A 9,764-nucleotide genomic window follows, 5' to 3' on the forward strand; every position below is an offset into this window, starting at 1 on the left:
GTATTGGCCGGCGGCTTGTGCCCGCGTCGGGTCGTGCCGGTCAGCAGGCCTTCGCCCATCGGCCCCCACACCAGCGTGCCGATCTGCTGGTCCAGGGCCAACGGCAGCAACTCGTACTCGGCCTCTCGGGATTCCGGGGTGTAGTAGATCTGTTGGGTAATTGGCTTGAGCATGCCGTGCAGTTCAGCCTTGCCCAGGGTTTTCATCATTTGCCAGGCGGTGAAGTTGCTGGTGCCGAAGTAGCGGATCTTGCCCGAACCCACCAACAGGCGCAGGGCTTCCAGGGTCTCTTCGATCGGCGTCATACCGTCCCAGTTGTGCAGTTGGTACAAGTCGATGTGGTCGGTGCCCAGGCGCTTGAGGCTGGCTTCGCACGCGCGGATCAAGTGGTAGCGCGATGAGCCGGAGTTGTTGGGGTTGTCGTCCACCGGGCTGCGGCCCTTGGTGGCCAGCAGAATGTCGTTGCGCTTGCCGCCCAGCGCCTTGCCCACCACTTCTTCGGCCAGGCCGTGGGAATAGAGATCGGCGGTGTCGACCATGTTCACCCCGGCGTCGAACGCCATATCGAACATGCGCTTGGCCAGGGGCACGTCCACCGCACCGCATTTTTCAAATTCTGCGCGACCGCCAAAGGGCACGGTGCCCAGGATGATTTCCGATACCAGCAGGCCGGAATGACCCAGTTGTCGGTACTGCATGTTGCCTCCTACTTAACGTTGCACGTGAAGGTGTGAACGATGGGGAGGGCGATAGTTTGAATTTTTTTATGAAACGCTCGCGCCCGGCTTGGCTGCCACGCCAACGATGTATTGTTTCGCTGGATGAAATGCTGGATTGTGAATCCTGGTCATTCCGCCAGACAGGGCAGCGGTAGAACATCCCTGGCGTCGATACCCACTCATTTGGAGCCTGTCATGACCCAGCCTGCGATCAAACTCTATGGTTTCCCCCTGTCCGGCCACTCCCATCGGGTTGAGCTGATGTTGTCCCTGCTGGGGCTGGCGAGTGAATTTGTCCTGGTGGACCTCAAGCAAGGTGCGCATAAAACGCCTGAGTTTCTCACCACCCTGAACAGCTTCGGCCAGGTGCCAGTGATTGATGACGGCGGCACGGTCTTGGCCGACTCCAATGCCATCCTGCTTTACCTCGCCAGCACTTATGGCAACGGCCAATGGCTGCCCAGTGACCTTGTCGGGCAAGCGCGGGTGCAGCGTTGGCTTTCGGCCGCCGCCGGCCCACTCCATGCCGGGCCTGCCACGGCGCGCTTGGCCACGGTGTTTGGGGCCGAGGTGGACACTGTCAGCGCAATCAACCGTGCCCATGCCTTGCTGCGCGTGATGGAGCAGCAACTGAGCCAGAGCCGTTTCCTCGCCAGTGAGCAGCCCAGCATTGCCGATATCGCCTTCTACACCTACGTGGCCCACGCGCCGGAAGGCAATGTGTCCCTGGCCGACTACCCTAAGGTACGCGCCTGGCTGGCCAGCATCGAAGCACTGCCGGGTTTCGTTGGCATGCCGCGTACGGCGGTGGGGCTGCAATCGCAATAACAACCGAGGGGCGCCGATGGACCGATTTCATGAAATGCAGGTGTTCCTGGCCGTGGCCGAGGAGGAGGGCTTCGCGGCTGCCGCGCGCCGTCTGAACACGTCGCCGCCCAGCGTGACCCGGGCGATTGCCGCCATGGAACAACGCATCGGCACCCAGTTGCTGGCGCGCACCACGCGCAGCCTGCACTTGACCGAAGCCGGCCAACGTTACCTGGACGATTGCCGACGCATCCTTGCCGAGCTGGACGAAGCCGAGGAAGCGGCGGCGGGCAGTTACTCCATCCCGGGCGGCCAGTTGACGGTGACCGCACCGGTACTGTTTGGCGAGCTGTATGTGGCGCCGGTAATGGGGGAATACCTGGACCGTTTTCCCTTGGTGAGTATCAACGCCTTACTGGTCGACAGAGTGGTCAATATGACCGACGAAGGTGTGGATGTAGCGGTGCGTATCGGCCACCTGCAGCCATCCTTGCAGCAAGCGATCAAGGTCGGCGAAGTACGCCGGGTGGTGTGCGCATCGCCGGCTTATCTTGACCAACACGGGCGGCCCCAGCGGCCCGAGCAGTTGCGTGAGGCCAAGCTCGTCACCTCATCGTCCAGCCAACGGGTCAGTGAGTGGACATTCATTGACGCCGGCCAGCCGCTGAAGGTACCGATTGAGCCGCGCCTGGTGGTCACCGCCAACAATGCCGCGATTAACCTGGCCCGTCTGGGCTGGGGCATGACGCGGGTGCTGTCTTATCAAGTCGCGGCAGCGGTCGCGGCGGGTGAGCTGGAGCTGGTGCTGGAGGATTTCGAACCGGCGCCGCTGCCGATCCACGTGGTGTTCCAGCAGAACGGCCGCGTACCGGCCAAGGTCAATACGTTTGTGGATTTCCTCAGCCAGCGCCTCGGGCAGGACCCGGCCCTGAACGCGGCGACGAAGCAGCGCGCCTGATGGAGCGTTTTCGCGATATGCAGCTGTTTGCCGCGCTGGCCGGGCAACCCAGCCTGGCGTCGGCGGCACGCCATGCGCAGGTCTCCGGCCCGACCCTGGTACGTGCGGTTGCGCGCCTGGAGGCACGCCTGCGTGTGGTGTTGCTGCATCGCAGCACCCGCGGCGTCAGCCTGAGCGACGCAGGCCAGGCTTACCTTGCCGACTGCGTGCGCCTGCTGGCCGCGGTGGACGCGGCCGAGGCTTCGGCCAACGGTTTGCATGTGCAGGCCCAGGGCGACCTGCGGATATTCCTGCCGCTGCTGTTCAGCCGCTATGTCATGGCGCCGCTGTTGGCCGGCTATGCGGATCGCTACCCGGCGGTGCGTGTCATCGCGCATTACCACGACTATTACCCTAACCTGCATGTAGAGGGGCTGGACGTGGCGGTGCTGGTCGGCGAATTGCCCAGCTCGTCACTCATTGCAAGGCAAGTCGGGCAGGTGGGCACTGTCCTTTGCGCCAGCCCCGCTTACTTGGCGACCCGGGGCGAACCCCGGCATCCGGCTGAACTCAAGCAGCACCATCTGATTGCCAGCACCGACCCGGTGCACTGGGATTTCCCGCATTACACCCTCAAGGCTCGCGCCCGGCTGAGTTGCGCCACTGTCCAAGGGGCGATCAATGCGGCGGTGCAGGGGGCGGGCGTGATTCGAGCCTTGAGTTACCCGCTGCACGAACACCTGGTGAGCGGCCAGTTGCAGCGCCTGTTGCCTACCTTCGAGTTGCCGCCGCAGCCGGTGCATGTGGTCTACCGCGAAGGCCGCCATGCGTCGATGCGCGTGCGCAGCTTTGTCGACTACTGCGTCACGGCGTTGCGTGAGCATCCGGCGTTTCAGCTGGCGTAATAGTGGATTGCCCTGGGTGGGCATTCTCTCTATTACGGCCTGGGCGCAGCATCTTCAGTCTCTAACCGGAGGTGAGCGCCATGCACTCGATTGAACCAACCCCTTGGCATGTCGGCGAACGACACATGCAGGACAGTGCCGGCGTTTCTGAACGCATGGCCGTGCTCGGGCCCAAGGTCATTCGTGATCATTTGCCTGAGCAGCACCGCGATTTTTACCCGCTACTGCCGTATGTGATCGCGGGTGTGGTGGACGAACAGGGCATCCCCTGGGCGACGATGCTGGAGGGCGCACCAGGCTTCGCGCACTCACCAGATCCGCACACGCTGCAGATCGACAGCCTGCCTTCCAAAACTGATCCCGCCTGGGCTGGAATAACGGATGGCTCGGCCATTGGCCTGCTGGGCATCGACCTCAACACCCGCCGCCGCAACCGCATGAATGGCCGCATTGGAACGCTTGAGCATGAGGGCTTCGCGGTCGAGGTGGTACACACCTTCGGCAACTGCCCCAAGTACATCCAACTGCGCCCCGTCGCCGGCATTGCGCGAAAACCCGGCAACCTGGCAGAGCGCAGCAACCGCCTGGACGACGCGGCTCAAGCACTGATCCGCCACGCCGACACCTTCTTCGTCGCCAGCTACGTCGACCTGCACGGCGAACGCTCGGTGGACGTCTCCCACCGAGGCGGCAATACGGGATTTGTGCGGGTGCAAGGCAACGTACTGACCATCCCGGATTTTGCCGGCAACCTGTTCTTCAACACCCTCGGCAACCTGCACGCCAACCCGGTGGCGGGGTTGTTGTTTGTGGATTTTGAGACCGGCGACGTGCTGCAAGTGGCCGGGCGTACTTCGTTGATCCTGGGTGGGCCGCAAGTGGCTGAGTTCGAAGGCGCGCAGCGCTTGTGGACGGTGACGGTGGAACATGTGGTCCGCCGCCCGGCAGCGTTGGCCTTGCGCTGGCAATTCGCGGAATTTTCGCCACACAGCCTGGCGATGGGCACCTGGTAGCCAGGCACGATAATGCCCTGTAGGAGCGAGCTTGCTCGCGAAACACGTTAACGATAACGCGTGCTTCCTGAGTAAGCGCGGCGCCTGCGGGTTTTTCGCGAGCAAGCTCGCTCCTACAGAAGGTGGTGTGAAGTGTGGCGCAGGCAGGTGGATGAGCTCGCTCTAGGGAAGAAGGTCAGCCTGACGTCGAGTCATGCCGTAATCAGCATTGGGAAACAGCTGATTGGTCATCTCGATGATTTTGCTTTGCGCATCGATGAACTTGCCCATTCGGGCGCCACCCGAAGTTGAGTCATACAACGCCTGTCCGACCCTTCGACCGTTCTCGAACACCTGGATATCGGCGAAGCTCATGTACAGCGCCATGTCCCAGCTCCATGTACCGATATAAGTGGTCGACAGCGCGCAACTGGCGGGCGGGGCGCCTGGCGGCAACTCGCGGGTTTGAAAGCCCTTATTGCGTAATTGAGCGGTGTAAGTCGTATTGAAGCCTTCACGCAAGCCTGCGGCGGGAATCATGCAGATTGCGGGCGAGTGAACAGTTGAGGAGGGAACGGGGGTGACGGTTTGCGTGATACTGCAGCCGGTGAGGGCGCCGCATACCAGTAAGCAAGCGAGGGTTGTTACCTGGTGCATAGCGACCTCCATGTCATAAGTAGTGGCTGGATGATAGCAGTGAAGTTCCAGCATGGATCACTATCTACTGAGACACAGCCGATCCAATGTGGGAGCAGTCGAGCTTTAGCGAGGCTGCGATGGCGGCGGCACTGTCAACATATTCATTGCCTGACCCACCGCTATCGCGGCCTCGCTAAAGCTCGACGGCTCCCACAGGGGAATCTCATTGCCTGTTGGGTTTGCGCGTTTTCATCAGGCCACCGGGCACTCACGGTTCAGCGCTTCATCTACCAGCAACTGCGCAATCTCGATCATCTGCACCACCGCCAACACCTGCTTGCGGGCGTGACCGTCAAGCTGTTCGGCACAGTCGTAGGCGCAGACAGTCGCGGACTCCAGCATTTCGCTGGCATTGCTCAAGGCGGCTTCAGTGCTGAGTCCGGGGCGGACGGTGAAGATGACATCTGGAGGCAGTTGCGGGTTTTCATCCGAGGGGGACGGTGGGGGATTGGGTGTGACTTTTTTCATGGCGAAGCTCCTATGAATGAGCACCTCCATTTCGCTACCACACGAAGTAAGGAGGCGACTGTACACGGGGTGGTAGACCGGTCATAGAAACCCGGCAGGCCGAAGCCTCCCATGCACAGCCGCCACAAAGCAGCCCGCATAAAAAAACGCCCTTGAGCGTTTTTGGGGTCTATGAAAGAACTGGGCTACCACACCCATTCGCTGATTTTGCAGCGACCCGCGAAGGTTAGCGGCGAGGCTCATCGGACGCAACCCGAAAGTTGTGTAAGCGCGGTCTGACAACCGCGCCGTTGCGGGTACGCCGAATACCCCATGTAGGAGCGAGCTTGCTCGCGAAACACGTTAACGATAACGCGTGCTTCCTGAGTAAGCGCGGCGCCTGTGGGTTTTTCGCGAGCAAGCTCGCTCCTACAGGGGATGTGATTGCCTGGTGGGTTTGCGCGTTTTCATCAGGCCGCCGGGCACTCAAGGTTCAGCGCTTCACCCACGAACATGTTGCTGGATGTTGAACCATCATCCTTAGCGATTCCTTTGGGTTAGCCTTGTTTTCCTACTGACAACAAGGATTGGTCATGCAACGAAAGGTTATTAATCCCACGACGGTATTCAACTCCCTGCAATACGGTTTCAGCCAGGCCATGGAAGTGCCAGAGGGCCGGCGAATCATGCTGTCGGGGCAGGTGGGCGTGGATGCTCAAGAGCACACGGTCGGCCCCGGCATCGCCGAACAGACCGCCGCAGCGTTGGACAATATCGAAAAGGTGCTGGCCGAGGTCGGTGGCGACCTGTCTCATGTGATCATGCTGCGGCTGTATATCGTCGAGTCTGCCCGTGAGCAGCAAGCGTCGATCGCCCATGCGCTACTTGAGCGCTTCCCGCACAACCCGCCACCGTCTTCGTGGATTATCGTCAGCGGGTTGTCGTTGCCGCAGTGGTTGATTGAGATTGAGGCGGAGGCGGTGATATGAGTGGTTTTCACCGAGCGCTGACACATGCTGCTGATCATCTGTAGTCAAACCGCGATTCCCCCCGTACCATTCGCCCCCCCCTCGCAGTGACGCGAGGCGCAGCGCCAGGAAGGCTCATCCCATATTTTTCCTGACGCCTGCCGTTTATTTTTTTGCCTGCGTTCAGGATTCGATATGTCTCGCTTCTCTCGGCCTTTGGCCTTGTTCTTGATTACGGCAGCCCTGGCAGGTTGCGGTACTCAGTCTGCGTCGCTGGTTAGCCAGCCGTTGCAACCTGGCCCCCAGGACCCGGTCGCTTATGTAGTCGGATCAATCGGCCCGCAGAGCCTTAGCGCATCTCCTGCGCCTAATCAGCGTTTACTGTTTCGCAAGCGCGGTTCCGAGTTTGGCGCCGCAGCGATCTGGGTGGGCGTCGGTCGGCAAACACCTCAGGATGTGAAGGATGCGGCCGGTGCCGCCAGTGTATTCGTGTTGGCGCTCAAGCCTGGGGATTATGAGTTCTATGATTTTCAGTTTTTCTCCAGCAGTTATTCACCCACTCTGGGGACGACCTACACCTCGGTGCAGGCGCGAGAGAAATTCAACCTGCCACTGCGCCTGAAGGCCGGCAACGCCTATTACCTCGGTGAATTTCGCTCGTTATGCCTTGGCGCTTCGCTGTGTGCCTTCCGCTGGCGCGACCAGCAAGGACGCGATGAGCCGCTAGCGCGGCACTCTGTTGCGGGCCTGCCGGCTCTGGAGTTGTTGCCGCTGGATTATCGCAGCGCCGCCCCTTATATCATCGCGCCGCTGCCATCCGGGGCGGGCCAGAACATCCTTCACGAGACACGCCCATGAACCGTTTTATTACGTTCAGCGCCCTGGCGCTGCTGACCGGGTGTGCAACCACCCATACGCTTCCTGAGCATGCATTGCCCGATGGCAAGGAATACCTCAAGCCGATCCACGTCATGATCGATGACCCGCTTAATGCAGCACAAATTCGTAACCAATTGCGTGAGACTGGGGTGTTTCGCAGTGTCGAAAGCGGCCGGGGCAACGCGGACGATTACTCGGTGTGGGTGCGCTACAACGTTCAGCGTGATATGCCGCCTTTCCCGGTGGTACTGCTGAGCGCGGCAACTCTGTTTCTGCTGCCCCTGTCCGTGAGCATTGACACCACCACCGAGTTCTCCCTGCAGCACAATGGGAAGCAGCTCAAGCAGTACAGCTACCGCAACGTCACCCACAAATATTCCTGGCTGCTGGATGGCCCTGGCGGGATGGAGCTACAGAGCGGTCACCGTGTTGCACGGGCTTTTGCCGAAGATGTACAGCGCGACGGGCTGCTGCCCGAGGAGCACGCACAATGATCAGGACTACGTTACTGGCCGCCGTGCTGTTGCTCGGTGGTTGCGGTACCGCCCTCAAACCGTTGGATTACAAGGCAGAGCGTGCCTACGTGCCGATGAGTGTCACGATGCCGTCGCCCGTGTCGAGGTTTGAACAGCAGACGCAACGCGAAGTTGTCCAGTTGTTGCGTGACACAGGTGCCTTCAGTTTTATGGATGGCGGTTTCAGCAAGACGGGCTACAGCTTGTTGGTCGATCAACGCGGCGGTAAAGGGGCCGGTGCGCTCCCGGCGATACTTGGCGCGTTGACGCTGTTGACCGTGCCAGTGCCCTACACCTACGAGCGCCAGTTGCACGGCTCGCTGTTCAAGGACGGGCAACTGCTCAAAACCTATGCTTACAAGCGTGGTGGTTGGACAGCTACGACCTGGTACATCCCCATGACCGAGCCCCGCAGCGAAAGCGAGATGTTGAGCGAGTTGATGCGGGATCTGGAGCACGATCACTTGATTCCTTATCAGTGACAGCTGGTTATTTTAATTAGTGTTGATAGAGAGGTTCACGGATGAATTACGAATTGTTGTTTGGCTTGGATGTGCAACTGGGCTTTTTGGTGATGGCCTTTGTGTTGGTGATGGCGGTGATTGGCTTCATTCTCGACAAAGACACCACGCCGCAAGTTGTCGTGGCGACCGGCGTTGCGCTGATTTCGATTGCCGCGTGTGCCGTGGTCTCTATCGACGCATTCAATGGGCTGGCGCAGTCACTGCACGAAAAAGGCAAAATCAGCGGTGCTCTGTTTGACCAGGTGAAACACCGCTCCAACCTGTTCCTCTTTGTTTTCCCGTTTGTAACCGCCGCCATCGGTACGAACCTGATTTCCGACGTGTTGACCAAGAAATTGCATTATGAAAAATCCTTGGGCCCTGTGAATTTGTTGCAAGGGTGCTTGGAACTTATGAAAATCCTTTTCGGTTTGGTTATTTTTCCGTTTGTTGCAATTGGCTTGGCGCCCTTCGTGTTGGTCGATACGTGGAAGCGCCATGTCACCCGTTATATGGAAGGGGTTGGCGCAGTGAATCGTCATCTGCAACTCAAGATGCTGAAGGCCGACATCATTTCCAGGAACCTGTTTCGTGGCCCACCCGCCAAACCTGCGCCCTGATTCCGGTCGTCGGCACTCAGCCCTTAATACCGAACCATCACCGACTTAAGCTCGGTGTAATCCTCAATGAACGCACTGCCAAACTCCCGCCCTAATCCCGAAGACCGGCTGCCACCAAACGGCACTGCCGGGTCGAGCAAGGTGTGCATGTTCACCCACACGGTGCCGGCCTTGACGGCCGGGATCATGCGCAGGGCCTTGCCCAGGTCATTGGTCCACAGGCTGGCGCTCAACCCGTAGGGCCCGTGGTTCATCATGGCCAGCAATTCGTCTTCGCTGTCGTAGGGCAGGAAGGTGGCGATGGGGCCGAAGGTTTCTTCGTTGAGCAGGGTGTCGTGCAGGTGGTTGGCAAGGATGACGGTGGGTTCGACGTAGCAGCCGGGGCGGTCGATGAGGTGGCCGCCGTGGATGATCGTGTTGTTTTCGGCGCGGGCCTGGTTGAAGTAGCCGAGCAGTTTGTGTTGGTGTTGCTGGTGGGTCACCGGGCCGAAGTCGGTGTGTTCGTCCAGGGGCGAGCCGATGGTCAGGCGGCTGAGGCGTGCCTTGAGCTTTTCCAGCACGGCATCGATCTGCGAGCGGTGCACGAAGAAACGCTCGGCCGCTGCGCAGATTTGCCCTGAGTGCAAGAAGCCCGCTTCGATGATGCCATCCACCGCTTTGTCTACATCCATGTCGCGCAGGAAGCCGGCGGCGTTCTTGCCACCCAGTTCCAGGGTCGCGCGGGTGAGGCCTGCGCCCATGGCACTGCGGCCCACCGCAATACCGGTGGGCAC

Annotated in this window: 13 protein-coding genes; 9 read left to right on the forward strand and 4 right to left on the reverse strand. The window is 60.2% G+C overall.

Annotation, left to right across the window (positions count from 1 at the left end):
- The coding region (locus GIW04_RS22975; RefSeq protein ID WP_236479220.1) for an aldo/keto reductase at positions 1–698 on the reverse strand (698 nt) is incomplete at its 3' end.
- A gap of 216 nt (positions 699–914) precedes the next feature.
- Between GIW04_RS22975 and GIW04_RS22980 the strand changes: the two genes are divergently transcribed.
- From GIW04_RS22980 to GIW04_RS22995, 4 genes are all read left to right on the forward strand, one after another.
- Positions 915–1,547, forward strand: coding sequence for a glutathione S-transferase family protein (locus tag GIW04_RS22980; protein ID WP_003192432.1), 633 nt, complete (start codon positions 915–917; stop codon positions 1,545–1,547).
- A 16-nt stretch (positions 1,548–1,563) separates the two neighbouring features.
- Positions 1,564–2,484 carry a LysR family transcriptional regulator gene (locus GIW04_RS22985; RefSeq protein WP_034134243.1) on the forward strand — a complete coding sequence of 307 codons (921 nt, stop codon included), beginning with the start codon at positions 1,564–1,566 and terminating at the stop codon, positions 2,482–2,484.
- Entirely contained in the window at positions 2,484–3,368 is an 885-nt protein-coding gene (locus GIW04_RS22990; protein ID WP_034134244.1) for a LysR family transcriptional regulator, read from the forward strand. The genes GIW04_RS22985 and GIW04_RS22990 overlap by 1 nt, the downstream gene beginning before the upstream one ends.
- Positions 3,369–3,448: 80 nt before the next feature.
- On the forward strand, positions 3,449–4,381 hold the full coding sequence (locus GIW04_RS22995; protein WP_034134245.1) for a pyridoxamine 5'-phosphate oxidase family protein: 933 nt from the start codon (positions 3,449–3,451) through the stop codon (positions 4,379–4,381).
- A 162-nt stretch (positions 4,382–4,543) separates the two neighbouring features.
- Here GIW04_RS22995 and GIW04_RS23000 read toward each other — a convergent pair whose 3' ends face one another.
- Entirely contained in the window at positions 4,544–5,071 is a 528-nt protein-coding gene (locus GIW04_RS23000; RefSeq protein WP_232964716.1) for an Sbal_3080 family lipoprotein, read from the reverse strand.
- A 180-nt stretch (positions 5,072–5,251) separates the two neighbouring features.
- Positions 5,252–5,527: a DUF6124 family protein gene (locus tag GIW04_RS23005; RefSeq protein ID WP_034134247.1), complete on the reverse strand. Its 276-nt coding sequence runs from the start codon at positions 5,525–5,527 to the stop codon at positions 5,252–5,254.
- 572 nt (positions 5,528–6,099) lie between these two features.
- On the opposite strand from GIW04_RS23005, the gene GIW04_RS23010 reads away from it, so the two are divergent.
- The 5 genes from GIW04_RS23010 (at position 6,100) to GIW04_RS23030 (ending at position 8,991) form a co-directional block, all read left to right on the forward strand.
- Positions 6,100–6,495 (forward strand): RidA family protein, encoded by a 396-nt coding sequence (locus GIW04_RS23010; RefSeq protein WP_003192423.1) that lies wholly within the window; start codon positions 6,100–6,102, stop codon positions 6,493–6,495.
- 174 nt (positions 6,496–6,669) lie between these two features.
- Positions 6,670–7,332 (forward strand): hypothetical protein, encoded by a 663-nt coding sequence (locus GIW04_RS23015; RefSeq protein ID WP_034134248.1) that lies wholly within the window; start codon positions 6,670–6,672, stop codon positions 7,330–7,332.
- Positions 7,329–7,847, forward strand: coding sequence for a hypothetical protein (locus GIW04_RS23020; protein ID WP_120248889.1), 519 nt, complete (start codon positions 7,329–7,331; stop codon positions 7,845–7,847). The genes GIW04_RS23015 and GIW04_RS23020 overlap by 4 nt, the downstream gene beginning before the upstream one ends.
- Positions 7,844–8,350: a hypothetical protein gene (locus GIW04_RS23025; protein ID WP_120248888.1), complete on the forward strand. Its 507-nt coding sequence runs from the start codon at positions 7,844–7,846 to the stop codon at positions 8,348–8,350. Before GIW04_RS23020 ends, GIW04_RS23025 begins: the two co-directional genes overlap by 4 nt.
- A gap of 41 nt (positions 8,351–8,391) precedes the next feature.
- Positions 8,392–8,991: a hypothetical protein gene (locus GIW04_RS23030; RefSeq protein ID WP_003192417.1), complete on the forward strand. Its 600-nt coding sequence runs from the start codon at positions 8,392–8,394 to the stop codon at positions 8,989–8,991.
- Between the two features lie 23 nt (positions 8,992–9,014).
- On the opposite strand, the gene GIW04_RS23035 is transcribed toward GIW04_RS23030, so the two are convergent.
- A partial coding sequence (locus GIW04_RS23035; protein WP_236479221.1) for an aldehyde dehydrogenase family protein occupies positions 9,015–9,764 on the reverse strand: 750 nt, incomplete at its 5' end.

The sequence above is a fragment of the Pseudomonas sp. PA-4-8C genome (assembly GCF_021606625.1).
Classification (GTDB): domain Bacteria; phylum Pseudomonadota; class Gammaproteobacteria; order Pseudomonadales; family Pseudomonadaceae; genus Aquipseudomonas; species Aquipseudomonas lactis.

Bases quoted from the DNA above. Each gene is read 5' to 3' on its own strand.
- GIW04_RS23020 (WP_120248889.1), top strand. From the start codon at position 7,329: ATGAACCGTTTTATTACGTTCAGCGCCCTGGCGCTGCTGACCGGGTGT.
- GIW04_RS22990 (WP_034134244.1), top strand. From the start codon at position 2,484: ATGGAGCGTTTTCGCGATATGCAGCTGTTTGCCGCGCTGGCCGGGCAA.
- GIW04_RS23005 (WP_034134247.1), bottom strand. From the start codon at position 5,527: ATGAAAAAAGTCACACCCAATCCCCCACCGTCCCCCTCGGATGAAAAC.
- GIW04_RS23010 (WP_003192423.1), top strand. From the start codon at position 6,100: ATGCAACGAAAGGTTATTAATCCCACGACGGTATTCAACTCCCTGCAA.
- GIW04_RS23015 (WP_034134248.1), top strand. From the start codon at position 6,670: ATGTCTCGCTTCTCTCGGCCTTTGGCCTTGTTCTTGATTACGGCAGCC.
- GIW04_RS23000 (WP_232964716.1), bottom strand. From the start codon at position 5,071: ATGCTGGAACTTCACTGCTATCATCCAGCCACTACTTATGACATGGAG.
- GIW04_RS23030 (WP_003192417.1), top strand. From the start codon at position 8,392: ATGAATTACGAATTGTTGTTTGGCTTGGATGTGCAACTGGGCTTTTTG.
- GIW04_RS22995 (WP_034134245.1), top strand. From the start codon at position 3,449: ATGCACTCGATTGAACCAACCCCTTGGCATGTCGGCGAACGACACATG.
- GIW04_RS22980 (WP_003192432.1), top strand. From the start codon at position 915: ATGACCCAGCCTGCGATCAAACTCTATGGTTTCCCCCTGTCCGGCCAC.
- GIW04_RS22985 (WP_034134243.1), top strand. From the start codon at position 1,564: ATGGACCGATTTCATGAAATGCAGGTGTTCCTGGCCGTGGCCGAGGAG.
- GIW04_RS23025 (WP_120248888.1), top strand. From the start codon at position 7,844: ATGATCAGGACTACGTTACTGGCCGCCGTGCTGTTGCTCGGTGGTTGC.